This is a genomic window from Exiguobacterium sp. s194 (assembly GCF_018618275.1).
In the GTDB taxonomy this organism is placed as follows: Bacteria; Bacillota; Bacilli; order Exiguobacteriales; family Exiguobacteriaceae; genus Exiguobacterium; species Exiguobacterium chiriqhucha.
The window spans coordinates 310,432-335,240 of sequence record NZ_JACSLT010000003.1 but is presented as its reverse complement, the minus strand read 5'-3'; the positions used below and the strand labels follow the sequence as shown (position 1 = coordinate 335,240).

The window sequence follows — 24,809 nt, the reverse complement described above, 5'->3', positions numbered from 1 at the left end:
ACTAAAGTAATTCACTGAAATGCAACCGTTGCTCGAGAGGTCGGACTCTTTCGTTCGAGACAAATATCGTGTATAGTAGGTGCGTTATGCATAAGATAGAGGAAGTAGTAAGAAGTATGGGAGGGAAAGATGATGCTAGAGTTTGACACGATTACGGCGATTTCGACGCCGATGGGTGAAGGGGCAATCGGAATCGTCCGCTTGTCCGGTGACCGCGCTGTCGAGACGGTGGGCCGTGTGTTTTCTGGAAAGGATTTGACGAAAGTGGAGTCACATACGATCCATTACGGAAAATTGAAACGTCCTGGCACGGACGAGGTCGTCGATGAAGTCATGGTGAGCATCATGCGCGCACCGAAGACGTTCACGCGAGAAGACGTCGTTGAAATCAATTGCCATGGAGGAATCGTCGCGGTCAATCGTGTCCTCGAACTGATTCTTGAACAACCGGACATCCGCTTGGCAGAACCGGGCGAGTTCACGAAACGCGCCTTTTTGAATGGACGGATTGATTTGTCGCAAGCCGAGGCCGTCATGGATTTGATTCGTGCCAAAACGGATCGGGCTATGAACGTCGCCATGTCACAAATGGAAGGACGCTTGTCACGGCTCGTCCGCGAGTTGCGTCAACTGTTGCTTGAGACGATTGCGGCGGTCGAGGTCAATATCGACTATCCGGAATACGACGCCGAAGAGATGACCCAGGCCATCGTCGAAGACAAGGCGGGCGAAGTGAAGCGTGTGCTCGAGCAACTGCTCGAGACGGCGCGACAAGGCAAGATTTTACGAGAAGGGCTCGCGACAGCGATTATCGGTCGACCGAACGTCGGCAAATCATCGCTCATGAACACGCTCGTACAAGAGACGAAAGCGATCGTCACGGAAATCGCAGGAACGACGCGCGATACGATTGAAGAGTATGTGAACGTCAAAGGCGTTCCGCTCAAATTGATTGATACGGCAGGGATTCGGGAGACGGAAGATATCGTCGAGCGGATCGGTGTCGAGAAATCGCGCAAGGCGCTCGCCGGGGCGGACTTGATTTTGCTCGTCTTGAACGGGCACGAAGGTCTGACTGTCGAGGATGAGGCCTTGTTTGAGGCGATTGCTGGTATGAATGCCATCATCATCATCAATAAGACGGACTTGCCACAAAGTATGGATTCTTCTAAGCTGGAGAAACTAGCGGCAGGTCGCCCGATTGTGGCGACGTCTCTCTTATTAGAAGAGGGAATCGATGCATTGGAGAAGGCGATCTCGAACTTGTTCTTCGCCAAAGGCGTCGAATCACAGGATATGACATATATCTCGAACGCACGACACATTCAGCTCATCAAACGGACGATCGAACAAATCGATGAGGCGCTCGGAAGCGCCGCCATGAATTTGCCGATTGATATGGTCCAAATCGATTTACGGCGAGCGTGGGATACGCTCGGCGAAATCAACGGGGACACCGTTCAAGAAAGTTTGATTGATCAACTCTTTTCACAGTTTTGTCTTGGGAAATAATAAGGAGGAACAACTATGGCTTACACGGCAGGCGAGTTTGATGTCATCGTCATCGGAGCCGGTCATGCGGGAATCGAGGCAGCACTGGCTTCGGCGCGCATGGGCGCGAAAACGGCGATGCTCACGATGAATCCGGATATGGTCGGATTCATGTACTGCAACCCATCGATCGGTGGTCCAGCGAAAGGGATTGTCGTTCGCGAAATCGATGCCCTTGGTGGCGAAATGGCGAAGGCGATCGATGCGACGTACATTCAAATGAAGATGCTCAACACATCAAAAGGTCCAGCAGTGCGCGCATTACGGGCGCAAGCGGACAAATTCCAATACCAAAATCATATGAAGAAAGTGCTTGAAGACGAACCGAACCTATTGCTTCGTCAAGCGCTCGTCGAACGACTTCTCATCGAAGACGGGAAAGTCGCCGGCGTCGTCACGAATACTGGTTCGGAGTACCGCTCGAAAGCGGTCATCGTCACAACGGGTACGTTCATGCGCGGTCAAATCATCATCGGCGAATTGTCGTATGAGAGCGGTCCGAACAACCAGATGCCTTCGGTCGAATTGTCGAAGCATTTAGAAGAGCTCGGGCTCGAACTCGTTCGTTTCAAAACGGGGACACCTCCACGCATCGACGGCAAGACGATCGATTACTCGAAGACGGAGATTCAACCAGGGGACGACAATCCGTCGCTCTTCTCCTACACGTCGAAAGACCTCGACCCGATCGAGCAAATCCCGTGCTGGCTCACCTACACGAGCGAGCGGACGCACCAGTTGATTGACGAGAACTTGCATCGTTCGCCAATGTACTCAGGTGCCATCAAAGGGACGGGCCCACGTTACTGCCCATCGATTGAAGATAAAGTCGTCCGGTTCAACGATAAACCGCGTCACCAAATCTTCCTCGAGCCAGAAGGTCGCGACACGGAAGAAATTTACGTGCAAGGCTTCTCGACGAGTATGCCGGAAGACGTTCAGCATCAAATGCTCCGGACGATTCCAGGGCTTGAGAACTCAGAGATGATGCGCCCTGGATACGCGATTGAGTACGATGCAGTCGTACCGACGCAACTTTGGCCGACACTCGAGACGAAGACGGTTGGCGGATTGTTCACGGCAGGTCAAATCAATGGGACGAGCGGCTATGAAGAAGCGGCCGGACAAGGCATCATGGCCGGAATCAACGCCGCATGCCAAGTTCTCGGCAAAGAGCCAGTCATCTTGGACCGCTCACAGGCGTATATCGGCGTCCTGATTGATGATCTCGTGACGAAAGGGACGAACGAGCCATACCGTCTGCTCACATCCCGCGCCGAGTATCGGTTGCTTTTGCGCCACGACAATGCGGACCTTCGTTTGAGCGACATCGGCCACGAGGTCGGTCTATTGTCACCAGAGCGTCATGCCCACCTTGAAGACAAACGAGTCGCTATCGCGGCAGAAGTGAAGCGTCTCAACGGACTCGTCATCAAACCGTCCGCTGACGTGAACGCCGTGCTCGAAGAAGTTGGCGCGAATCCGCTCAAAGAAGCGACGCATGCCAGCATTTTGTTGAAGCGGCCAGAAGTGACGTACGCGACGCTCATGCGCTTTGCACCGGCACCGATCGAAGTGCCGTTTGAAGTGGCGGAGCAAGTCGAGATTCAAGTGAAATACGAAGGCTACATCTCGAAGCAGCTCGAGCAAGTCGAGAAGATGCGTCGGATGGAAGAAAAACGGATTCCGGAGAAACTCGATTACGATGCAATCGGTGGTCTTGCGACGGAAGCGAAACAAAAACTAAAACAAGTTCGTCCGCTCTCGATTGGACAAGCGTCACGTATTTCCGGGGTAAACCCGGCGGACGTTTCGATTCTTCTTGTCTATATCGAGCAAGGACAATACGCGACAGTGGAGTGAAACGATGAACCAATCCCAATTTATTGAGGCGCTGCAGGCAGAAGGGTTTGAATTGAGCGAGAAACAACTCGCTCAGTTCGAATTGTATTTCGAGATGCTCGTCGAGTGGAATGAGAAGATGAATTTGACGGCGATCACGGACAAGGAAGAAGTGTATTTGAAGCATTTCTATGACTCGCTCAGTGCGGCGTTCCATTTCGACTTCGCAAACGTGGATACCGTATGTGATGTCGGTGCCGGGGCTGGATTCCCGAGTTTGCCGCTCAAAATTCTATTCCCGCACCTTCACGTGACGATTATCGACTCGCTTAACAAGCGAATCACGTTCTTGAACGAACTCGCGCTCGCGCTCGGGTTAGAAGGTGTCGCGTTCCATCACGGACGCGCCGAAGAGTTTGGAAAAAATAAAAAATTTCGTGAGCAATTTGATGTCGTAACCGCCCGTGCGGTTGCCCGGATGACGGTGCTCGCCGAGTACTGTTTACCGCTCGCAAAAGTCGGCGGAACGTTCGTAGCGCTCAAAGCAGCGAAGGTTTCCGACGAGCTGGTCGATGCGAAAAACGCCTTGGCCGTGCTCGGTGGGAAAGTAAAAACGACACACCAGTTCCTATTGCCAGGAGAGATGAGTGAGCGTAATATCGTAATTGTAGATAAATTACGAAAAACGCCTGGGAAATATCCACGTAAAGCGGGTACCCCAGCGAAAGAGCCGCTAATCTGAGCAATAGTGTTTCACGTGAAACTAAAAGCAGATTCCGGTAGTGGAATCTGCTTATTTTTTACATAGAGGGGTGCCGACGTTGAAGAAAACATTTGCTAAACTGTTCGGAAGTCGTCCAGAAGTGGCGGTTACAGAAATCGCAGAAGTCAAACCGAATGACGCGGTTCAAGACATCGCGTTATCGTTGCTTCTCCCGAACCGTTATCAACCGCGTAAAGTATTCGAGCCGGCTAAAATCGAAGAGCTCGCTGTCACAATCGATGAACATGGTCTCCTGCAGCCAATCGTCGTCCGAAAAGCAGAAGAGGGACGCTACGAGATTATCGCTGGGGAACGCCGCTTCCGCGCCGTTAAATCGCTCGGCTGGTCGGTCATTCCGGCCATCGTCCGGGAGATGGATGACGATACGACTGCCGCTCTGGCATTGATTGAGAACTTGCAGCGCGAACAGCTAAGTCCGATTGAAGAAGCGGAGGCGTACGATCGTCTGCTCGCCATGAAAGGTCTGACACAAGACGCGCTCGCGAAGAGTCTCGGCAAGAGTCAGTCGACGATTGCCAATAAACTACGCCTGTTGAAATTGCCGAACGACGTCAAGCAATGTTTGCGCGACCGCCAAATCAATGAACGTCACGCTCGGGCGCTCTTGCCGCTCAAAGAGGAAGGACTCCAGCTCCAAGTGCTCATGGAGATTATAGAGCAGGACTTTAACGTCAAAGAGACGGAAGAACGCGTCGCCTTCTTGACGACACCGATTGAAGAAGAGAAGCGGAAACCGAAAAAGCAACGCCGTCGGACGAAAAGTTTCGCACGTGACACGCGAATCGCCCTCAATACGATCCGGGACTCGGTCAGTTTGATCGGAAAGACCGGGATTGAAGTCCAGACCGAGGAAGTCGAAGAAGACGAATTTGTTGAAATTCGAATTCGAATCCCGAAAGCACGGCCACAAAAGTGAGCCTGTGCTTTTTTTATAGCTATCAGTCAGAAGGAATGGAGGAATCATGATGGAACGGTTACCGATTAAACACATTCGTCCCAACCCGAACCAGCCCCGCAAGCAGTTCGAACCAGAAAAGTTAGACGAGCTCAGGCAATCGATTGAACGTTATGGGGTGTTGCAACCAATCGTCGTCCGTAAAGCGAGTGGGTTTTATGAAATCATCGCCGGCGAGCGTCGGTTTCAGGCTGCTCAATTGGCCGGCAAGACGGATATCCCGGCATTGATTGTCACGGCCGACTCGGACCGCGTCATGGAACTCGCCTTGATTGAGAATATTCAACGTGCCGACTTGAACGCGATCGAAGAGGCGCTCGCCTACGAACAGTTGATGCAAACGCTCGGATTGACCCAGCAACAACTGGCCGAACGCGTCGGCAAGAGTCGGAGCCATGTGACGAACAGCCTGAGACTGCTTCGGTTACCGAGTGCGGTCCAGCATGCGGTCATGGTCGGTGAGTTGACGATGGGCCACGCCCGGGCCATCACCGGCATGAAATCGGTTCAGGCGATGGAACAGATTGCCCGTCGCGTCATCGCCGAGCAATGGACGGTCCGCCGACTCGAGCGCTATTTACAAAAAGAGCGCATTGAAAAAAAGACGCTCAAACGCTCGGACGCCGACGTGGAAGCCGTCGAGGCGGTGCTAGCGGAACGTCTTCAAATGGATGTATCGATTCGCCCGCGTCGAAAAGGGGGCGTCCTCGAGCTGAAGTATTTCTCGCAAGACGATTTGGAACATCTATTGACGTTGTTATCGCCTCAAGATTTCGATTCGTCACGAGACTGACGAAGTCGGGTGATGGCCGCCTCTTCTTGATGAAGCCGCCCGATGCGTGAGTCGAACTCGACGAACCCGTCGGTGATGAAACGGGCCAGCTCATAGACGAGGTGGAGGCGCGTGTTTTGCAAAATCATCATTTCCATGAAGCCACTTACGTTGACGACGGCTTTAATGTTGTATTCGCCGACCGAAGGGAGTTCTTTTTGAACACCGGCACCGGGGGCGAGCGGTCCTTCTGAGAAGAAGATATAACCGACACTCGACAAGCGACCGAGGCAAGCGTCGATGGCGATGATGAGGGGGCGATGGAACCGTGTCTGAATCTCATGGAGCGTCTCGACAAGGTTCAGCGCATGGACCGGTTTTGTCAACGTGCCGTACACATGGATATTGCGGACAAAGCGCTCCTCAAGGAACGTGCCGACGAGCGGTCCGAGCGAGTCACCGGTGGAACGGTCGGAGCCGATACAAACGAGGACGATTGGACGATGCGTCTCCTTTGCCAACTGATCATGCAGTTGATCGGCAAAGAGCTTGGATCCACTCCGTTCGGTATGTTCGATGAAGAAAGAGTATGGTTTATGAGGTTTTAGGCGAAACGGCATGAATCTCATCCTCTCTTCTAAGCTGCCTGCGTCTAGTTGCAATTGCGGAATGAAACCGTATTATCCCATTCCCGGAACACCGAAACTTATAACGTCCGGATGTAGGGTTTGAGAAAAGTCGTTAATTATGGTTTGATGGGTTAGAATCTATAACGCTAGAGGTGACAACATGGCTTCACAAAATACAGATACAAACTTAAGCACGGTAGCCGACGAAACGATGGATAGTGTCAATCGGTTCGTCGCCTATTTTCAAGACACGGAGATGTGGATCGGTCTCGGTATCAAATTGACCGGTGTCGCACTCATCATCTTGGCACTTTACGTGGCGTCACGCATTTTGACGTCGATGGTCCAACGCGTGTTCGCACTGCGTAAAATTAAAGAGCACGATATTGTGACGCAACGGCAAAATGAGACGCTATCGAAATTGGCCCAAAACACGATTCGCTATGTGCTCGGCCTGATCATGATTTTGACGGTGCTCGGGCAGTTCGGCGTCAATATCGCCGGTTTAATCGCATCGGCCGGGGTCGCCGGTCTGGCCATCTCGTTCGGTGCGCAAAACTTGGTGAAGGACGTCATCACAGGTGCGTTCATCATCTTCGAGAACCAGTATAAGAACGGGGATTACGTCAATTTAAATCAACAAGTCGACGGCACCGTCATCGAAGTCGGGATTCGGACGACGAAGTTGAAAGGGTTGAACGGACAAGTGACGATTATCCCGAACGGACAAATCATGCAAGTGACGAATTATTCACTCGAAAACAGTGTCGCAGTCGTCGATATCGGTGTCGCGTATGAAGAAGACACGGATAAAGTGGAGAAGGCGTTGAAAGAAATCGCCCATACGGTCGAGGAGAAGTATCACGACTTGTTCATCGAACCAATTACGCTCGCTGGTGTGCAGTCGCTCGGACCGTCGGAAGTCGTCTATCGTCTCATGGCCGAAGTTCCACCGACACAACACTTCGCGGCCGGTCGGATTTTGCATAAAGAGTTGAAGGCCGGGCTAGATGAGCGCGGAATCGAAATCCCGTATCCGCGTACCGTCATGATGCCGCCAACCACAACGACTAAAGGAGCGCCGGAAAATGCAGGCTAAATCGTATGAGTTGAACGATTTTGTAGAAATGAAGAAACCGCATGCGTGTCAGACGAATCGCTGGCAGGTGACTCGGGTCGGAATGGATATTCGCATCAAGTGTCAAGGATGCGGGGCGAGCGTGCTCATGCCGCGTCGCGACTTTGATAAGCGATTGAAAAAAGTGCTTAAACAAGAGAACGCCGCTGAATAAGTGGCGTTCTTCTCTATGTTGCAACCGTGAGTTGCGGTTTAATCGAGGACTAACTATAATTGTGAAGGATGTGACGGTGTGGTGTACTGAACGTACCCACTCCACAGACGGATCAACATTTCCCGGGAAAGCCGGATGAGGAGGACATACAAGTGGGATTAACAGCAGGAATCGTCGGATTACCGAACGTCGGGAAATCGACATTATTTAACGCCATCACGCAAGCCGGTGTAGAAGCAGCAAACTATCCGTTCGCGACAATCGACCCGAACGTAGGGGTCGTCGAAGTGCCGGACGCACGTCTCGATCGGTTGACGGAACTCGTCAAACCGAAGAAGACCGTACCGACCGCATTTGAGTTTACAGATATCGCCGGAATCGTGAAAGGTGCGTCAAAAGGAGAAGGGCTCGGAAACAAATTCCTCGCCAACATCCGTGAAGTCGACGCGATTTGCCAAGTCGTCCGTTGCTTTGAAGACGACAACATCACGCACGTGGCAGGAAAAGTCTCGCCGATTGATGACATCACGACCATCAACCTCGAATTGATTTTGGCCGACCTTGAGTTGGTCGAGAAACGCATCACGCGCGTTCAAAAAATGGTCAAGTCGAAAGATAAGGGTGCACCTCAAGAACTCGAGGCACTTGAAATCGTTCAAGCCGTCCTCGAATCGGAGCGCCCGGCTCGCGTTGCCGAGTTGACAGAAGACCAGCTTGCGATCGTCAAACACTTCCAATTGCTCACGATGAAGCCGATGCTTTACGTCGCGAACGTCAGTGAAGACGAAGTGGCGGATGCCGATCAAAACCCATACGTCCAAGCAGTTCGTGAACACGCGGCGACAGAAGATGCGAAAGTAATCGTCATCTGTGCCCGCATCGAAGAAGAAATCTCAGAGCTCGAACCAGAAGAGCGCCTTGAGTTCTTGCAAGACCTCGGCATCGAAGAATCAGGTCTCGATCAATTGATTCGTGCCGCTTACTCGACGCTCGGTCTCGCGACTTACTTCACGGCCGGTGAGAAAGAAGTACGCGCCTGGACGTTCAAGCAAGGCATGAAAGCCCCACAATGTGCGGGCGTCATCCACTCGGACTTCGAGCGTGGATTCATCCGGGCAGAAGTCGTCTCGTATGAAGACTTGTCAGCTGCCGGCAATATGACGACGGTCAAAGAACAAGGGAAACTTCGCTCAGAAGGAAAAGAATATGTCTTCCAAGATGGCGACGTCGTCACGTTCCGTTTCAACGTTTAAGCCATTTTACGGAAACGTATTGTAAAACGAACAGAAGTTTGATAGTATATTATGACGTGAGTAAAACATTTGTTTGCTCCTTGCTCCTACAACCGGTAGGAGCCGTTAGTCCAAGAGGAGGTGAAAGATAATGCGTAAATACGAACTTCTTTACATTATCCGTCCATCAGTTGATGAGGAAGCTAAGAAAGCTTTAATCGAACGCTTCAACAACGTCATCACTGAAAACGGTGGTACTGTTGATAAAACAACAGACATGGGTAAACGTCGTCTCGCTTACGAAATCAACAAGATGCGCGAAGGACACTACGTTCTTCTCAACATCACTGCTGAGCCTAAAGCGATTCAAGAAACAGAGCGTCTCATGAAGATCTCTGATGACGTTGTCCGTCAAATGACAACTAAAGACGAGCGTTAATTCTTAACGCTTCATATTGCGAAAGGGGAGCTTTGAGATGATTAACCGAGTTGTGTTAGTTGGTCGATTGACACGCGATCCAGAAATGCGTTACACGCAGAGCGGGATTGCCGTAACTCGCTTTACTCTCGCTTGCGATCGTCCATTCACTGGACAAGATGGGAAGCGCGAGGCGGACTTTATTGATTGTGTCGTTTGGCGCAAACAAGCAGAGAACGTGGCACAATATTTGAAAAAAGGCAGCATGGCCGGCGTAGACGGTCGCCTTCAAATCAGTAGTTACGAAGGTCAAGATGGCCAACGTCGTTACCGGGCAGAAGTCGTAGCCGATAGCGTACGCTTCCTTGAACCACGCGGTGCCTCAGGGCAACGTGATACAGCACCGGCTGGAGATGTCTTCGGTGGTGGTGAGTCAAGTGGGTCAGGATGGGGCGCAGCCGCTTCTTCGACTTCATCTCAGTCCTCGAACTCAAACAAAGGTTTTGAAGCTGACCCGTTCTCGGGTGGCGGAAAAATCGACTTATCGGATGACGATCTGCCATTTTGATCGCGTCGATTCGAAAACTAAACTAAAAAGGAGGTCTTCACATGGCACGTCGTCCAGGAGGTCGTCGTCGTCGTAAAGTATGTTTCTTTACGTCGAACAACATCACCCATATCGATTATAAAGACGTAGAATTGCTCAAACGCTTCGTTTCGGAGCGTGGTAAAATTCTTCCACGTCGTGTGACTGGTACTTCAGCGAAATACCAACGTCCACTTACTGTCGCTATCAAGCGCTCACGTCAAATGGCTTTGCTTCCATACGTTGCAGAGTAATTTTTGACACACGGCTTATCCCTCGGGATAGGTCGTTTTTTGTTTTCTGAGCCGATGTAGGAGTGTAAGTGAAACGGGCGGATATGGTATGATAGAGCAGAAACCATTTAGACATCATGGGTGGAACACCACTCATTTTAGGAGGCACACATGCACAGTGGTGAAGCAATAACATCAGTGAAGAACCAGTACGCGCGTCACGCCGTTCCATATGTGATTGGAATGTTGGTCGCGTTAGGATTGGCGTTCTACAGCATTGTGGCGGCAATCACCCTGTTCGTGGGCACGCTGATTTTTTTCATCTATCAGCAAGTGACGATTCGACGAGAGCGCAAGGCATGGGAACAATACGTTCATTCCTTGTCGCATCGGATTGAAGATGTTGGGAAAGAAGCGCTCACCGGCATGCCGATCGGGATTCTCGTCTTCGACGAAGCGCGTCGCATCAGCTGGTTCAATGAACAGTCTCGGCTCATCTTTGAGCTTGAGATGGAACTCGGCATCCCGCTCGACTCGATTCACTCGGCGTTTACCGAGTTGGTCGAGGAAGAAGAGGACGAGGCGACCATCGAAGTCGGGGATCGCGTGTATCGCGTCCTCTACAATAAGGAATATCAGACACTGTACTTGTTTGATATGACGGATGAGGCAGAGATTGAACAAAAATACTCGGAAACGCAGACCGTGATTGGCGTCTTGTATTTAGATAACTATGATGAGATGTCGACCGCCGTCGATGAGCAGGTTCGCAGTGAAATCAATCGACGCGTGACGGTCCTATTGAACCAATGGGCTCAAAAATATCACATCTATATGCGCCGGACGGCAGCTGACCGCTTCTTTCTCGTCATGAACGAACGGACGCTCTCTGAACTCGAGAACAATCGTTTCTCGATTCTCGATGAGGTCCGCGAGGCGACGAAAGAGCATAAAATTCCGCTCACACTCTCCATCGGCATCGGTTGCGGAGAGACGACGTTGACGGAGCTCGGCAACTTGTCGCAATCGAGTCTCGATTTAGGGCTCGGGCGCGGCGGTGACCAGGTCGTCGTCAAACGTCATAATGGAAAAGTCCGCTTTTTCGGTGGCAAGACGAACCCGACCGAGAAACGGACCCGGGTTCGTGCCCGCGTCATCTCGAACTCGATGCGCGATTTGATTCGGGAGTCGAGCCGTGTCCTGATCATGGGTCATAAAAACCCGGATATGGACTCGCTCGGCGCCTCAATCGGCATCATGAAACTGGCTGAATTCGTCGGACGCGAAGCGTACGTCGTCATTCCGGCCGGTGAGACGAGTGTCGGCATTCAACGACTCGTCCATGAAGTCGAAAACGACGAAGACCTATATAGCCGTTTTTTGACAGAGTTCGAGGCTCAACCGCTCATCGACGAACAGACGCTCCTCGTCGTCGTCGATACGCACCGACCGTCGCTCGTCATCTCACGGGACATTTTGGACCGGGCGGAACGGGTCGTCGTTATCGATCACCATCGCCGCGGCGAAGAGTTCATCGAGGATCCGGTCCTCGTCTATATGGAGCCGTACGCGTCATCGACGTGCGAACTCGTGACGGAGTTGATCGAGTATCAGGCCGGGACGCGCAAGCTATCGATTTTAGAGGCGACGTCGCTCCTCGCAGGTATGGTGGTCGACACGAAAGGATTTACCTTGCGGACGGGGTCGCGGACGTTCGACGCCGCTTCCTTCCTTCGGATTCAAGGGGCAGACACCGTGCTTGTCCAACACTTCATGCGTCAAGACCTTGAATCGTATATCGAACAGTCCCATATACTCGAAAACACGGATATTTATTCCGATGGTATGGCGATCGCCGTCGCTTCGGATGATGAAGTGCATCATCAAGTGTTGATTGCCCAATCCGCTGACCAACTCCTCAATATGGAGGGCGTTAAAGCGTCGTTCGTCATCGCCATCTTGCCAGACGGCCGGACCGGCATCAGTGCTCGTTCGCTCGGCGACGTCAACGTCCAAGTCATCATGGAGATGCTGGACGGGGGCGGCCATTTGACGAACGCGGCGACGCAATTGAACGTGAGCCGGGAACAGGCGAAGACGTTATTACAAGAAGCGATTGATCATTATATGACAGATGAAACAGAGGGAGAGGATTCTGAATGAAAGTCATTTTAAAAGTAGATGTTAAAGGTCAAGGTAAAGCTGGTGACGTCAAAGACGTCGCGGACGCTTACGCGAAGAACGTACTCTTTAAAAAGAACTTGGCGGTCGAAGCGACACCGGGTAACTTGAAGGCGTTCGCCGCGAAAGAGCGACGCGCTGAAGAAGCGGCCGAAGAAGAATTGAAGCAAGCCCAACAGTTGAAGGACAAGCTCGAAAAAGAGACGATCGTCGTCAAGACGAAGTCAGGTGAAGGCGGTCGCGTCTTCGGATCGGTCACGAGCAAACAAATCGGTGAGGCGTTGAAAGGAATGGGCTACAAGATCGACAAGCGTAAAATCGAGCTTGAACACCCAATCAAAGCGCTCGGGTTCACGAAAGTGCCGGTGAAGTTGCATCATGACGTCACGGCTTCGTTAAACGTTCATGTTCAAGAAGCGTGAAGGTGAGGTAGACAACGTATGAGTGATGCGATTCAAGTCAACACCCCGCCACATAGCGTCGAAGCGGAACAAGCTGTCCTTGGGGCCGTCATCCTCGATTCTGATCGGCTGATTACGGCCTCGGAACGGGTCGACCCGGACGACTTTTATCGTGTCAGCCATCAACGGATTTTTGAGGCGATGCTGAAGATTAACGACCGCGGCGAACTCGTCGATTTGGTCACGCTCAGTTCGGAGCTTCAAGCCCAAGGCATTCTCGATGAAATCGGTGGGTTGAACTATTTGGCGGAAATCGCCGAAGCGGTTCCGGCCATCGGCAACATCGGTTATTATTTGAACGTCGTCGACCAAAAGGCGGCGCTTCGCCGCTTGATTCGGACTGCGACGAATATCGTCTCGGACGGCTATGAACGCCAAGATGAGGTCGATGCCGTCCTGTCAGACGCCGAGCGGAACATTTTAAAAGTCTCGCAACGTAAAGGGCAGTCAAGCTTCCATCCGATCGGCTCGGTCTTATCGGACGCCTACTCGACGATTGAAAAACTGCACCAATCGAGCGGCGAAATCACCGGTATCGCGACCGGGTTCAGCGATCTCGACAAGATGACGGCCGGTTTCCAACGCAACGACCTCATCATCGTCGCGGCCCGTCCTTCCGTCGGGAAGACGGCCTTCGCCTTGAACATCTCGCAAAACGTGGCCGTCCGTACCGGCGAGAACGTCGCCATCTTCAGTTTGGAGATGGGTGCCGAGCAGCTCGTCATGCGGATGCTCTGTGCGGAAGGCAATATCGATGCCCAGCGTCTACGGACGGGACGGCTCGAGGCCGAGGACTGGGGGCGACTCTCGCTCGCCATGTCATCACTGTCACAAGCCGGTATCTATATCGATGATACGCCGGGTCTTCGCGTCAACGAGATTCGGGCGAAGTGCCGCCGCTTGAAACAAGAGCACGGCCTCGGCATGATCATGATTGACTACTTGCAGCTCATCGTCGGGAACGGCAAGCCGGGCGAGAACCGGCAACAAGAAGTCTCGGAAATCTCGCGTACGCTCAAAGCAATCGCGCGTGAGCTTCAAGTGCCGGTCATCGCCTTGTCACAGCTCTCACGTGGTGTTGAGAGCCGTCAAGACAAGCGGCCGATGATGTCGGATATCCGGGAATCCGGGGCGATTGAGCAAGATGCCGATATCGTCGCGTTCTTGTACCGGGATGACTATTACGACAAAGAGAGTGAAGACGCCAACACGATCGAGATCATCATCGCCAAGCAGCGTAACGGTCCGACGGGGACGGTCAAACTCTCGTTCCGAAAAGAATATAACAAGTTCGTCAACATGGAGACGCAAGCCTTTGCGCCACCGATGTAGGACGAATGATTCTGCCAGGCGACGTCTCATGACGTCGCCTTTTTGGTCGGTCTTTAGACCTAAACGTATCTTGATTTTGAAGAATTCCATCATTGAACGAGAAATGACACGTCAATAACGAACGAAAGGTTACAACTTAAAAATATCGTTCGGTATTAGGTTGACTTTCAACAAGAGCAAGTGTACACTTACGGATGGTTTGAATAGAACGTTTATCTACAAGGAGGATTCATTATGTCATCAGTAGTCGTAGTGGGAACGCAGTGGGGCGATGAAGGTAAAGGGAAAATCACGGACTTCTTATCGAAGCAGGCCGAGGTCGTCGCGCGTTATCAAGGGGGAGACAACGCTGGTCATACAATCGTCTTCAACGATACGAAGTATAAACTTCACTTGATTCCATCGGGGATCTTCTACTCGGACAAAACATGTGTCATCGGGAACGGGATGGTCGTCAATCCGAAATCGCTCGTCACGGAGCTCGCGTATTTGCATGAGCGCGGTGTGAGCACGGATAACCTCCGCATCTCGAACCGGGCCCACGTCATTTTGCCGTATCACCAGTTGCAAGACAAGCTCGAAGAGGACGCGAAAGGCGACGCCAAAGTCGGGACGACACTCAAAGGGATCGGTCCTTGCTACATGGACAAAGCGGCGCGCATCGGGATTCGCATCGCCGACCTGCTCGACAAAGAAGTGTTCGCCGAGAAGCTCAAGACGGTCCTCGCGATTAAAAACCGCATGTTCGTGAAGATGTACGAAGTCGATGCGATCGAATTCGATGATATCTTTGAAGAATACTATGCGTACGGCCAACAGTTCGCCAAGTACGTGTGTGATACATCGGTCGTGTTGAACAACGCGCTCGACGAAGAACAGAAAGTGCTCTTCGAAGGCGCGCAAGGTGTGTTGCTAGACATCGACCACGGGACGTACCCGTTCGTCACATCATCGAACGCGGCTTCAGGCGGCGTATCGAGCGGTGCCGGTATCGGTCCATCGAAGATCCATCACGTCGTCGGCGTCTGTAAGGCGTACACGTCACGCGTCGGAGACGGCCCGTTCCCGACCCAACTTGACGATGAGATCGGTCACACGATCCGTGAAGTCGGAAAAGAGTACGGTACGACGACAGGACGTCCGCGTCGCGTCGGTTGGTTCGACTCGGTTGTCGTCCGCCACTCGCGCCGCGTCAGCGGCATCACAGACCTTTGCCTCAACTCGATTGACGTGTTGACAGGTCTTGAGACACTCAAGATTTGTACGGCATATGAGTTCGAAGGCAAGCTCCTCGACGAGTACCCACCGAACTTCCGCGTGCTCGAACAGTGCAAGCCGGTGTTCGAAGAGCTCCCAGGCTGGACAGAAGACATCACAGGCATCCGCAAGTTCGAAGACTTGCCGGTGAACGCGCAGAACTACGTCAAGCGCATCGAAGCGTTGACAGGTATCGAATTGTTGACGTTCTCGGTCGGACCGGCACGTGAGCAGACGGTCATCTTGCGTGATATTTACGAAGCATAAGATAGAGAGCCCTCGTGGCTCTCTTTTCATTTCCACGGAAATGGACCACGCTTTCTAACCTATAGAAAAAGAGTTACAATGTAGACATGTACGTTTAACGATAAGAGGAGGACTCACTGAATGGATCGTACGATTTTAGTGGTAGATGACGAACAACCAATCGCAGATATATTGAAGTTTAAGCTTGAAAAAGAAGGATACCAAGTCCACGTCGCGTATGACGGGGAAGAGGCGCTCGTGAAAGTCGAAGAAGTCAAACCGGATTTGATTTTGCTCGACATCATGTTGCCGCTCAAAGACGGCATGGAAGTGTGCCGGGAAGTCCGTAAGAAGTACGACATGCCAATCATCATGTTGACGGCGAAAGACTCTGAGATCGATAAAGTGCTCGGACTTGAGCTCGGTGCCGACGATTACGTCACAAAGCCGTTCAGCTCACGCGAGCTTTTGGCCCGCGTCAAGGCGAACATGCGCCGTCACGCAACGGCTCCGGCCCCAGAGACGAAAGGTGCCAATGACAACGATATCGTGATCGGTGATTTGACGATTCATCCGGATTCGTACATGGTCACGAAACGGGAAGAGAAAATCGAATTGACACACCGTGAGTTCGAGCTCATCCATTACCTCGCCCAAAACATCGGGCAAGTCATGACGCGGGAGCATTTGCTCCAGACGGTATGGGGCTATGACTACTTTGGCGATGTCCGTACGGTCGACGTGACAGTCCGCCGGTTGCGTGAGAAAGTCGAAGACAATCCATCGACGCCGACGTATATCATCACGCGCCGTGGTGTCGGGTACTATTTAAAAGCAGGAGAAGAAGACTAAACGATGAAACGGACGAACTTCTTTAAATCTATCCAGTGGAAGCTCGTCGTCATCTATGCGCTGCTCATTCTTGTTGCGATGCAAGTCATCGGAGTGTACTTCGTACGCTCCCTCGAACGACAATACATCAACAACTTCTCGCAGTCGCTCGTCGATCGAGCCAACCTTCTGAGCTATAACGTCAGTGAAGGGATCGCATCGAACGGTGGTGACTCGACCTCGGACCAGCAGTTGAACCAGGTACTGGATCAACTGCTGTCTGAGTTTACGGAGAGCACGACGCTAGCTGACGACATTCGCGAAGTCCAGATTATCGACACGAACAGTGTCGTCCGGGCGACGTCGAACCCGAACAACCAGAGTCTCGTCGGACAACGGACGGCGAACTCGTTCATTCAAAAATCATTTGCGACGAGCGGGGCGCAAGAGACGCTCGTCTATGAAGACTCGAACGAACGCATGCGCGTCGTCGCCGTTCCGGTCAAATCAGAAGTCGATGGGACGACGACCGGTATGATTTATATCGAGGCGTCGATGCAGTCCATCTACAATCAGATGGAACAAGTGACCCGGATCCTCGCGACCGGGACGCTCATCGCCCTCATCATCACGTCGATTCTTGGGATTTTGCTGTCACGGACGATTACGCGACCGATTGCGGATATGCGTCGTCAAGCCGTCGAGATGCGAAAAGGGAACTTCTCGCGAAAAGTTAAAGTCTATTCCGACGACGAGGTCGGCCAACTCGCCTATTCGTTCAACGAATTGACCGATGAGCTGATGGAGGCGAATGCCACGACCGAGGCTGAGCGACGCCGCTTGACGAGCGTCCTCGAGAACATGTCAGATGGGGTCGTCGCGACGGACCGCTCGCTTCGGGTCATCTTGATGAACGACCAGGCCCGTGACATGATTGGGCTCGCGGAAGAAGAGGCGATGGGTGCGAACCTACAGAACCTGCTCGAGTTTGACGATGAGATCGTCATCCCGGAAGACGGGACGATGCCGCCGAAACTGATCGACCTCAGTACGGACGAAGAGCTGTTCCTCGTCCGCGCCTACTTCTCGCCGATTCAAAAGCATAGCGGACCGATCACCGGTCTGATCGTCGTCTTGCACGACGTGACCGAGCAAGAACAAGTCGAGCAAGACCGCCGTGAGTTCGTCGCGAACGTCAGCCACGAGCTGCGGACGCCGCTCACGACGATGCGGAGTTACCTCGAAGTGCTCGCGGAAGGCGCATATAAGGACGACGAGCTCGCCCCGCGCTTCCTCGAGACGACACAAAACGAGACGGAGCGGATGATTCGCCTCGTCAACGACTTGTTGCAACTGTCGAAGATGGACAGCAAAGAGTATACGATGCAAAAAGTGAAATTCGATTTTATCCAGTTCTTCAACGATATCATCGAGCGACATGAGATGACGAAAGGCGAGACGATTCAGTTCCGCCGTAAGCTCATGAAGCGTCGCGTGTACGTCCATGCCGATCAAGACAAGATGACGCAGGTCATCGATAACATCATCACGAACGCCGTCAAGTTCTCGCCGGAAGGCGGGACGATCACGTTCCGGACGATGCTACGTGCCAAGCGGCTCGTCATCGGCATTAAAGATGAAGGAGTCGGTATCCCGAAATCGAACTTGAAAAAAATCTTTGAACGGTTCTATCGGGTCGACAAGGCCCGGGCCCGCAATATCGGCGGGACCGGACTCGGTCTATCAATCGCCAAAGAAGTCGTTTCTGCCCATGGCGGCGACATCTGGGCCGAGAGTGAGTTCGGACGTGGGACGACGATTTACTTCACCATCCCGTTCGATACGATCGTGGAGGTGAATGACTGATGGAACGACCACGCTTCTTGGCGAAGCCAGAACTAGTGAAATCGCTCGTCTTGCTCACCTTGATCGTCACGTCCATCGTCCAAACGGTCATCCTCTGGGATTACCATCCGAAGTATCAGTCGGTCCAATCGGAGACGCAAGTCGCGACGGTGGATGAGTCGTTGCAGCGCCAGGCGCGTCAAGTCATCGTGCCGGCCCAAACGGTCGTCCATGAGAACAACGCCGTCTTTGCCACGAAGAACACGCCGAAGCAGATCATGCGCGTCATCCGGGAATCGTTCGAAGCGAGCGAGTTCAAACCACTCGCCGTCAAGAACGTCCCGAGTTTGTATGCGGGTGTCGACGAGGCCGTCGAACTGATTTTACCGGAAGCGTATTATGCGGACACGCTCAGCTACATGCTCCCGGGCTCATACAGCCTGTCCGGGAAAGTGCCGCAGCGCGCCCTCATCTTCATGAAGGACGACACGTGGCGCATCCGTACCATCATGAGCGACCAGTCTCTCTGGGAAGGCCGCTTGTCGAAAGTCGGCCAAGGGGACGTCAACAGCCTGTTCTTGAAAGATTCGGACCGGGCGATGCGACGTGTCACGTACACGGATGAACGCGTTAACTATATCCCGGTCGTCGGACCAGAGATGAATGAGCTGTTCGCCTATGACGTATCTCAAATTCAAATCTCGGCGCGCCTCGACTGGATGCGCGATACGTTCTTCCCGGGTGACCCGAACGTGCAGGAAGTCGATCCGGCCAGCTCTGTCGGCGCCCTCACGAACGGGATTAGCGTCGCCGAGTACGATGCGAACCTGAACGCGAGCCGCTACCGTAACTTGTCGCGCAATAGCACGGAACAAGAGTCGGTCATCGGGCTCGACACGATCGTCGAGTTCGTCAACTTCCACGGAGGTTGGGTCGATGAGACGTCGGAGAGCCAAGGGTTGTCGCTTCGCTTCGATGCGATTACCCCGGCCAATCAAGGGTTTGAGACGACCGTGTTCCGGTTTCACGTGAACGGTTTCCCGGTGTTCAGTCAACGGGAGGCGTTCATCAACAACGACGCCGTCGATTTGTCGACGCTGCGTGTCGAGAACGACGGGACGCAAGTCCGGTCGATCACCCGGCACCATCTCGAAATCGATCGTTTGATCTCGGTCGGGACGACGCAGCTCGCGGATGGACAAGATGTGGTTGATACGCTCGTCAACGCAGGACGATTTGAAAACGTGACCGAGATTCGTCTCGGCTATGAGATTGAATACAATGAAGACACGAGCCGTTACGTCACGTTCTCCCCGAACTGGTTCGTTCGGGAAGCCGGAAGATGGATTCCATTCGATCAACCGGAGGACTGGACAGAAAGGATGATGTATCGTGGACTGGAGTAAAGCGAAAACGATTCTCCTCTTCGCCTTCCTCGCGCTGAACATCTACCTGTTGTTCCAGCTCTTGACGGAAACGTGGGCGACGGAGGTCGTGACGAACGACAATACATCCATCGCGCAAATCTTGGACCAGCGCAACGTCGATGCGTCGAAGTTGCCACGGATGGGTCGGGATATCGGCTATTTGACGGGATCGTCGGAACAGATGTCGGCCTCGATGATTACACAGAATCGGGAAGCCCAACTGGCGACGACAGTCGACAACATGCAGCTCGAAGTTGAGCTCAAGCAACCTGTCCCGCTCGATCAAAACGATTTGCGGACGACCGGGGCGACGTTTGTCTCGGAGTACGTCCCATTCGGTTCCGAATATGCGTATTGGCGATATGACGCCGAGACGCGTCAAGTCGCTTTCGTGCAGACGTATGAGAACAATAAGATTTTCTCGAACCCGGAAATCGACGGGGAAACCGAGAAGTACATCGGTCCGTCACTGCTATTGCTTCAATTGAACGAAGCGTTCGAAGTGACCGACTATAAACAACGTCATTTGACGAACTTGACCTCGAAGTCGCAAGACGACCTCGTCTTGACGGCGAGTGAGGCCATCTCGCAACTCGCGGCCCGGAAATACTTCCAGCCGAATCAAGAGATGCGGGCCATCAATACAGGCTTCTATAGCCTGCCGCTCGACAGTACCGGCAGTTTGATTATCATGCCGCCGCTCTGGTCGATCACGATTGACGAGTCTGTCTATTTCGTCAATGCGATTGATGGGACTGTCGAACGGGTCGAATTTGATTCAGAAGAATGAAAGGAGTGATCGAGTGACTTTACGCTATAGTGTGCTTGCGAGCGGTTCGACCGGGAACGCCCTCTACATTGAGACGGAACGGGCGAAATTGCTCGTCGATGCCGGATTGACCGGGAAGGCGATGCAACAACGCATCACCGAAATCGGCCGGTCGTTTGACGGAATCGATGCACTGCTCGTCACGCATGAGCACTCCGACCATATTAAAGGTGTCGGGATTCTCGCTCGAAAATATAATTTACCGATTTACGCGAACGCGAAGACGTGGGACGCGATGGAATCCTTGATTGGAAAAGTCGACCCGGCTTTGAAGTTTCACTTCGAGGTGGGGGAGATTAAACAGTTCGGGGATATCGAGATTGAGTCGTTCAACGTCAGCCATGACGCAGCCGACCCGATGTTCTACCAGTTCGCGCATGACGGCAGACGCCTCGCCCATATCACCGACACGGGCTATGTGTCTGATCGGATGAAAGGCGTCATCCGCGGGGCAGACGATTTTATTTTCGAATCGAACCACGACGTTTCGATGCTCCAGATGGGTCGTTACCCGTGGAGCGTCAAGCGCCGGATTCTCGGGGATTACGGTCACGTCTCGAACGAAGACGCGGCCATCGCGATGAGCGAGGTCATCGGGGACCAGACGAAACGGATTTATTTGGCTCACCTCAGTAAAGATAACAATATGAAAGAACTCGCTCAAATGAGCGTCTCGCAAACACTCGGGACGCGCGATGTCGACCTCGGTCGCATCAAATTGTGCGATACCGACCCATCGACCCCCACTTCGCTCGTTTCTTTATAAGCGAACTTGGGAAAAGACAGATAACACACTGTCTTGAAGGGGGGACGCGTCGTGAATGAAGAGAGACACCATGAGTATGAACCTCAAGACGTCGAACCTTTAGAGCACGAAGCAGATACAATGAACGATGTAAAACCGACGTACCCATCTCGTAGCGAGTGGCGCCCGAAGCAAGAAGAACATGTGCGCCATAAGCCGCGAGTGAATTTAAAACCGTTGTTACTCGGAGGGGTTGGCGGATTCTTAGGAGCGGCTTTGTTCTTTTTGGCGATGATGCTCTGGGATTCCCCAACCTCTCGTTTTGTGACGAATGAACTGATTCGGACGGAACAAGCCGTAACCGTCACGGAATCCGACATCACGAGCGCTGTGACGGGCGCTAAGACGTCCGTCGTCAGTATTACGAACATCCAGCGGGCGTTCACCTCGGACTCGCAGTGGGAGGCCGGAGCGGGCTCTGGTGTCATCTATAAGGTCGACGGCGACACGGCGTATATCGTCACGAACTTCCACGTCATCGAAGAAGCGGATGAGATCAACGTCGCGTTTTCTGACGGACAAGTCGCGTCGGCGACGATTCTCGGAGAAGACCCGCTCAACGATTTGGCCGTCGCATCGGTCAAACTGCCGGCCAATATCGACGTCGCCCCGATTGCACTCGGGGACTCGACCGTGCTCCAGGCAGGCGAGACCGTCATGGCGATTGGGAATCCGCTCGGCGTCTTTTCAAACTCGGTCACCCGTGGTATCGTCAGTGGTGTCGAACGCACCGTGCCGGTCGATACGAACAGTGACGGCCTCATGGATTATAACGCCGAGGTCATCCAGACCGATGCAGCCATCAATCCGGGTAACTCCGGCGGGGCACTCATCAACATCCGCGGCGAGCTCGTCGGCATCAACTCGATGAAAATCGCCGAGGCGAGCGTCGAAGGGGTCGGCTTCTCGATTCCCGTCAACGTCGCGTTGCCGGTCATCGATATGCTCGAGCGTGATGGGGAAGTGACGCGGGCCCAGCTCGGTGTCACGATTCAAGAAGTCATCGCCGTACCGGGTAACGTCAGGGAAGAGTATGGGATTAGTTTTGATAACGAAGACGGGGTGTTCGTCGAGGCAATTACGCCCGGCAGTCCAGCCGAAGAGGCGGGCCTCCGCGTCGGTGACGTCATCGTCAAAATCGGCGACCGCGACATCAAACGTTACGTCGATTTGCGAGACGCCCTGTACCGAGACGCCACGGTTGGGGATAAGGTCACGATTGAATATACGCGACGCGGCAAGGCAAGCAAGACCGAGGCCACATTAACTGAAGCAACCTAAAGGAGCGGCGACGCTTCTTTTTTAAGGAGGAAACATTGTGGAAAAAAAAGTATGCAAGGAACATGTTGAAATCGCTTTAGATATTATTGTCGATGAGACGGGGGAATACCCGTTGCTCGAAGAACTATCCACAAGTGGACAAGTGACATGTGAGTTCTGCGATGCCGACGCAACATATGTTGTGTCAAGCAAAAAATGATTATCAACATGTGGATTTGTGGATAACTCTGTGGATAACCCTATGGATAACTCCAAAAAAACTGTGGAAAAAGGAAGAATTGGATGAATATTTCAATTATCACGGTCGGCAAACTAAAAGAGAAGTATTTGAAACTAGGGATTGCCGAGTACACAAAACGTTTGTCGGCCTATGCGAAAGTGCAGGAAATCGAGGTCGCAGACGAGAAAGCACCCGAGCATTTGAGTGAAGCGGACATGATTCTAGTAAAACAAAAAGAAGGCGAGCGGATTTTGGCGAAAATCAGTCCGGACACGCATGTGATTGCCTTGGCCATCGACGCCAAACAACGAACGAGCGAAGAGTTCGCCCGTGAGCTCGATCAACTCGCAACGTACGGCAAGAGCAAAATCGCCTTCGTCATCGGTGGCTCGCTCGGCTTATCGGATGACGTCATGAAACGCTCAGATGATACAATCTCATTCTCGAAGATGACGTTCCCGCATCAATTGATGAAGCTCGTCTTGTGTGAGCAGATTTATCGGGCGTACCGGATCAACCGGAATGAGCCTTATCATAAGTAACCACATATATATTTGTTTAGCGTCAAAGGCAGCTTCTGTCTTTGACGCTTTTTGTGCAGGTAAATGTTTTCGGCTACCGAATGCTAATCATATTGAAAAAGTTTAAGAGCATTGAAAATCAAGTACCTACTTTGATTAAAACTCGCATGAATTGAATGATTGGAAGGAGAGTTAACTTTGAAAAAAACAGTTTTAATCAATGCATCTTTTTTGGTGGAAGTAGACGAAACGGAAGTACGTAAAGATTTTGGGATGATTGATCAAATTGCGAATGAGCTGTGTCATGATCAAAAAATCAGAATAGGTACGAATGAAGTGAATGTGGAATGGGAAAGTTCCTCCACGGTTGTCTTAGATTCAGTTTCAATGAATTGTGGAAAATGCTCAACTTGTGGACGTTGGATAACAGATAGAGAAAAAAGTGATCCATTGTTACAGTTGTGTAATGGAGCAACTTTCGAAGGGAAACTGCTGTGCGATGACTGTTTACCAGAAGATCACAGGTGGTCTTTTTAGTATGGAGGTAATTTAATAATCTATTTTAATTTATCGAAATTTATATTATTAAATAAAAGATAAAAACGTATAATAAATCCAAGGATAAAAATTACATATTTTTTAAGGGGATGCGACTGTGAAAAAGCTGATGATATCAAGTCTGATTCTAGTATTAGGAACTGTGATGGTTGGCGCAATTATTTTATTTCAATTCAAACCGTTTGAATTCACAACTAATAAGAGTTCAGATACAGCTTTAGTTCAAGATAGGATTGTAGAGTTGTCAGAGCTAGCAACATTGAAATATGAATATAGCCATGTCATTGTGAGTCGCACTAATAGAGAGGTCTCTTTAATAGGATTATCGGACATCAAATTCGCTGAAGCAATCAAACTAATCGAGTATTCCGGATATTTGAAAGCCGGAACTGACTTTAGCAATATTAAATTATCTTACGATGACAAAGATGAAAGTATGTTGGTGCAAGTGCCAAAGTCTAAAATTCTCGATAACGTTGCTGAAACGGAGAATACTAAAGTAACAGACATCAAAGGAAACATTTTTTCTGACTACCCTTCCCAAACGATTATGGACGAGATTACAAAGGATAAAGAAAAAGTTGAAGAGAAGAAAGTAAGTCAAGGCTTTTTAAAAGAAGCAGACAAAGCAACGGAAAAATTGTTGATTTCATTTTTGAACTCTAATGGATATGAGAATGTTACCATCGAATTTTATTGAATAGATCAAAGAATTGAGTCA

At 51.7% G+C, this 24,809-nt stretch carries 26 protein-coding genes; 25 read left to right on the top strand and 1 reads right to left on the bottom strand.

Going from position 1 to position 24,809, the window contains the following annotated elements; genetic code table 11:
• Positions 1-132 precede the first annotated feature (132 nt).
• The 5 genes from mnmE to KNP85_RS05535 all read left to right on the top strand — a co-directional run bounded on the left by mnmE (position 133) and on the right by KNP85_RS05535 (position 5,925).
• A complete protein-coding gene (gene mnmE / locus KNP85_RS05555; protein ID WP_021067853.1) occupies positions 133-1,512 on the top strand; it encodes a tRNA uridine-5-carboxymethylaminomethyl(34) synthesis GTPase MnmE in 1,380 nt (459 codons plus the stop codon).
• Positions 1,513-1,527: 15 nt separating this feature from the next.
• Entirely contained in the window at positions 1,528-3,414 is a 1,887-nt protein-coding gene (gene mnmG / locus KNP85_RS05550; protein WP_021067854.1) for a tRNA uridine-5-carboxymethylaminomethyl(34) synthesis enzyme MnmG, read from the top strand.
• A gap of 4 nt (positions 3,415-3,418) precedes the next feature.
• A complete protein-coding gene (gene rsmG / locus KNP85_RS05545; RefSeq protein WP_021067855.1) occupies positions 3,419-4,135 on the top strand; it encodes a 16S rRNA (guanine(527)-N(7))-methyltransferase RsmG in 717 nt (238 codons plus the stop codon).
• Positions 4,136-4,214: 79 nt separating this feature from the next.
• Positions 4,215-5,093, top strand: coding sequence for a nucleoid occlusion protein (gene noc, locus KNP85_RS05540; RefSeq protein ID WP_021067856.1), 879 nt, complete (start codon positions 4,215-4,217; stop codon positions 5,091-5,093).
• Between the two features lie 49 nt (positions 5,094-5,142).
• Entirely contained in the window at positions 5,143-5,925 is a 783-nt protein-coding gene (locus KNP85_RS05535; protein WP_029596439.1) for a ParB/RepB/Spo0J family partition protein, read from the top strand.
• On the opposite strand, the gene yyaC is transcribed toward KNP85_RS05535, so the two are convergent.
• Positions 5,898-6,524: a spore protease YyaC gene (yyaC, locus tag KNP85_RS05530; protein ID WP_021067858.1), complete on the bottom strand. Its 627-nt coding sequence runs from the start codon at positions 6,522-6,524 to the stop codon at positions 5,898-5,900. The two genes, KNP85_RS05535 and yyaC, sit on opposite strands and share 28 nt — an antisense overlap.
• Before the next feature lie 169 nt (positions 6,525-6,693).
• Here yyaC and KNP85_RS05525 point away from each other — a divergent pair, with 169 nt between their 5' ends.
• The 20 genes from KNP85_RS05525 (at position 6,694) to KNP85_RS05430 (ending at position 24,788) form a co-directional block, all read left to right on the top strand.
• Positions 6,694-7,632 carry a mechanosensitive ion channel family protein gene (locus KNP85_RS05525; protein ID WP_029596438.1) on the top strand — a complete coding sequence of 313 codons (939 nt, stop codon included), beginning with the start codon at positions 6,694-6,696 and terminating at the stop codon, positions 7,630-7,632.
• Positions 7,622-7,825 carry a DUF951 domain-containing protein gene (locus tag KNP85_RS05520; RefSeq protein ID WP_016509068.1) on the top strand — a complete coding sequence of 68 codons (204 nt, stop codon included), beginning with the start codon at positions 7,622-7,624 and terminating at the stop codon, positions 7,823-7,825. The genes KNP85_RS05525 and KNP85_RS05520 overlap by 11 nt, the downstream gene beginning before the upstream one ends.
• A gap of 152 nt (positions 7,826-7,977) precedes the next feature.
• Positions 7,978-9,078: a redox-regulated ATPase YchF gene (gene ychF / locus KNP85_RS05515; RefSeq protein ID WP_214801923.1), complete on the top strand. Its 1,101-nt coding sequence runs from the start codon at positions 7,978-7,980 to the stop codon at positions 9,076-9,078.
• Positions 9,079-9,208: 130 nt separating this feature from the next.
• On the top strand, positions 9,209-9,496 hold the full coding sequence (gene rpsF / locus KNP85_RS05510; RefSeq protein WP_021067861.1) for a 30S ribosomal protein S6: 288 nt from the start codon (positions 9,209-9,211) through the stop codon (positions 9,494-9,496).
• Positions 9,497-9,533: 37 nt separating this feature from the next.
• Positions 9,534-10,043, top strand: a complete 510-nt coding sequence (gene ssb, locus KNP85_RS05505) for a single-stranded DNA-binding protein (RefSeq protein ID WP_021067862.1) — start codon at positions 9,534-9,536, stop codon at positions 10,041-10,043.
• 41 nt (positions 10,044-10,084) lie between these two features.
• Positions 10,085-10,315 carry a 30S ribosomal protein S18 gene (gene rpsR, locus KNP85_RS05500; RefSeq protein ID WP_015880232.1) on the top strand — a complete coding sequence of 77 codons (231 nt, stop codon included), beginning with the start codon at positions 10,085-10,087 and terminating at the stop codon, positions 10,313-10,315.
• A gap of 150 nt (positions 10,316-10,465) precedes the next feature.
• Entirely contained in the window at positions 10,466-12,457 is a 1,992-nt protein-coding gene (locus tag KNP85_RS05495) for a DHH family phosphoesterase (protein WP_214801911.1), read from the top strand.
• A complete protein-coding gene (rplI, locus tag KNP85_RS05490) occupies positions 12,454-12,897 on the top strand; it encodes a 50S ribosomal protein L9 (protein WP_021067864.1) in 444 nt (147 codons plus the stop codon). The genes KNP85_RS05495 and rplI overlap by 4 nt, the downstream gene beginning before the upstream one ends.
• 18 nt (positions 12,898-12,915) lie before the next feature.
• The gene (dnaB, locus tag KNP85_RS05485; RefSeq protein WP_021067865.1) at positions 12,916-14,268 is read left to right on the top strand and encodes a replicative DNA helicase; all 1,353 of its coding nucleotides are present in this window, start codon (positions 12,916-12,918) and stop codon (positions 14,266-14,268) included.
• 234 nt (positions 14,269-14,502) lie between these two features.
• On the top strand, positions 14,503-15,792 hold the full coding sequence (locus KNP85_RS05480; RefSeq protein ID WP_021067866.1) for an adenylosuccinate synthase: 1,290 nt from the start codon (positions 14,503-14,505) through the stop codon (positions 15,790-15,792).
• Between the two features lie 120 nt (positions 15,793-15,912).
• The gene (gene yycF / locus KNP85_RS05475; protein ID WP_021067867.1) at positions 15,913-16,623 is read left to right on the top strand and encodes a response regulator YycF; all 711 of its coding nucleotides are present in this window, start codon (positions 15,913-15,915) and stop codon (positions 16,621-16,623) included.
• A 3-nt stretch (positions 16,624-16,626) separates the two neighbouring features.
• Positions 16,627-18,468, top strand: a complete 1,842-nt coding sequence (gene walK / locus KNP85_RS05470) for a cell wall metabolism sensor histidine kinase WalK (RefSeq protein ID WP_021067868.1) — start codon at positions 16,627-16,629, stop codon at positions 18,466-18,468.
• Complete coding sequence (yycH, locus tag KNP85_RS05465) at positions 18,468-19,853, top strand: two-component system activity regulator YycH (protein ID WP_214716347.1); 1,386 nt, start codon at positions 18,468-18,470, stop codon at positions 19,851-19,853. The genes walK and yycH overlap by 1 nt, the downstream gene beginning before the upstream one ends.
• Positions 19,840-20,664 (top strand): two-component system regulatory protein YycI, encoded by an 825-nt coding sequence (locus KNP85_RS05460; protein ID WP_214801909.1) that lies wholly within the window; start codon positions 19,840-19,842, stop codon positions 20,662-20,664. Before yycH ends, KNP85_RS05460 begins: the two co-directional genes overlap by 14 nt.
• A gap of 13 nt (positions 20,665-20,677) precedes the next feature.
• Positions 20,678-21,469, top strand: a complete 792-nt coding sequence (locus tag KNP85_RS05455; RefSeq protein ID WP_021067871.1) for an MBL fold metallo-hydrolase — start codon at positions 20,678-20,680, stop codon at positions 21,467-21,469.
• 51 nt (positions 21,470-21,520) lie between these two features.
• The gene (locus KNP85_RS05450) at positions 21,521-22,789 is read left to right on the top strand and encodes a S1C family serine protease (RefSeq protein WP_214801906.1); all 1,269 of its coding nucleotides are present in this window, start codon (positions 21,521-21,523) and stop codon (positions 22,787-22,789) included.
• A gap of 37 nt (positions 22,790-22,826) precedes the next feature.
• On the top strand, positions 22,827-22,988 hold the full coding sequence (locus tag KNP85_RS05445) for a CxxH/CxxC protein (protein WP_021067873.1): 162 nt from the start codon (positions 22,827-22,829) through the stop codon (positions 22,986-22,988).
• Positions 22,989-23,071: 83 nt separating this feature from the next.
• The gene (gene rlmH / locus KNP85_RS05440; RefSeq protein WP_029596433.1) at positions 23,072-23,551 is read left to right on the top strand and encodes a 23S rRNA (pseudouridine(1915)-N(3))-methyltransferase RlmH; all 480 of its coding nucleotides are present in this window, start codon (positions 23,072-23,074) and stop codon (positions 23,549-23,551) included.
• Positions 23,552-23,728: 177 nt separating this feature from the next.
• Positions 23,729-24,067, top strand: coding sequence for a hypothetical protein (locus KNP85_RS05435; protein ID WP_214801904.1), 339 nt, complete (start codon positions 23,729-23,731; stop codon positions 24,065-24,067).
• Positions 24,068-24,185: 118 nt separating this feature from the next.
• Positions 24,186-24,788, top strand: a complete 603-nt coding sequence (locus KNP85_RS05430) for a DUF4230 domain-containing protein (RefSeq protein ID WP_214801899.1) — start codon at positions 24,186-24,188, stop codon at positions 24,786-24,788.
• Positions 24,789-24,809 lie beyond the last annotated feature (21 nt).

Excerpts from the sequence above, each read along its gene's own strand:
- yycH (WP_214716347.1), top strand. The coding sequence starts at position 18,468 with ATGGAACGACCACGCTTCTTGGCGAAGCCAGAACTAGTGAAATCGCTC.
- KNP85_RS05535 (WP_029596439.1), top strand. The coding sequence starts at position 5,143 with ATGGAACGGTTACCGATTAAACACATTCGTCCCAACCCGAACCAGCCC.
- rsmG (WP_021067855.1), top strand. The coding sequence starts at position 3,419 with ATGAACCAATCCCAATTTATTGAGGCGCTGCAGGCAGAAGGGTTTGAA.
- yyaC (WP_021067858.1), bottom strand. The coding sequence starts at position 6,524 with ATGCCGTTTCGCCTAAAACCTCATAAACCATACTCTTTCTTCATCGAA.
- ssb (WP_021067862.1), top strand. The coding sequence starts at position 9,534 with ATGATTAACCGAGTTGTGTTAGTTGGTCGATTGACACGCGATCCAGAA.
- mnmG (WP_021067854.1), top strand. The coding sequence starts at position 1,528 with ATGGCTTACACGGCAGGCGAGTTTGATGTCATCGTCATCGGAGCCGGT.
- mnmE (WP_021067853.1), top strand. The coding sequence starts at position 133 with ATGCTAGAGTTTGACACGATTACGGCGATTTCGACGCCGATGGGTGAA.
- rpsR (WP_015880232.1), top strand. The coding sequence starts at position 10,085 with ATGGCACGTCGTCCAGGAGGTCGTCGTCGTCGTAAAGTATGTTTCTTT.
- KNP85_RS05495 (WP_214801911.1), top strand. The coding sequence starts at position 10,466 with ATGCACAGTGGTGAAGCAATAACATCAGTGAAGAACCAGTACGCGCGT.
- rplI (WP_021067864.1), top strand. The coding sequence starts at position 12,454 with ATGAAAGTCATTTTAAAAGTAGATGTTAAAGGTCAAGGTAAAGCTGGT.
- KNP85_RS05480 (WP_021067866.1), top strand. The coding sequence starts at position 14,503 with ATGTCATCAGTAGTCGTAGTGGGAACGCAGTGGGGCGATGAAGGTAAA.
- KNP85_RS05520 (WP_016509068.1), top strand. The coding sequence starts at position 7,622 with ATGCAGGCTAAATCGTATGAGTTGAACGATTTTGTAGAAATGAAGAAA.
- rlmH (WP_029596433.1), top strand. The coding sequence starts at position 23,072 with ATGAATATTTCAATTATCACGGTCGGCAAACTAAAAGAGAAGTATTTG.
- walK (WP_021067868.1), top strand. The coding sequence starts at position 16,627 with ATGAAACGGACGAACTTCTTTAAATCTATCCAGTGGAAGCTCGTCGTC.
- dnaB (WP_021067865.1), top strand. The coding sequence starts at position 12,916 with ATGAGTGATGCGATTCAAGTCAACACCCCGCCACATAGCGTCGAAGCG.
- rpsF (WP_021067861.1), top strand. The coding sequence starts at position 9,209 with ATGCGTAAATACGAACTTCTTTACATTATCCGTCCATCAGTTGATGAG.
- KNP85_RS05525 (WP_029596438.1), top strand. The coding sequence starts at position 6,694 with ATGGCTTCACAAAATACAGATACAAACTTAAGCACGGTAGCCGACGAA.
- yycF (WP_021067867.1), top strand. The coding sequence starts at position 15,913 with ATGGATCGTACGATTTTAGTGGTAGATGACGAACAACCAATCGCAGAT.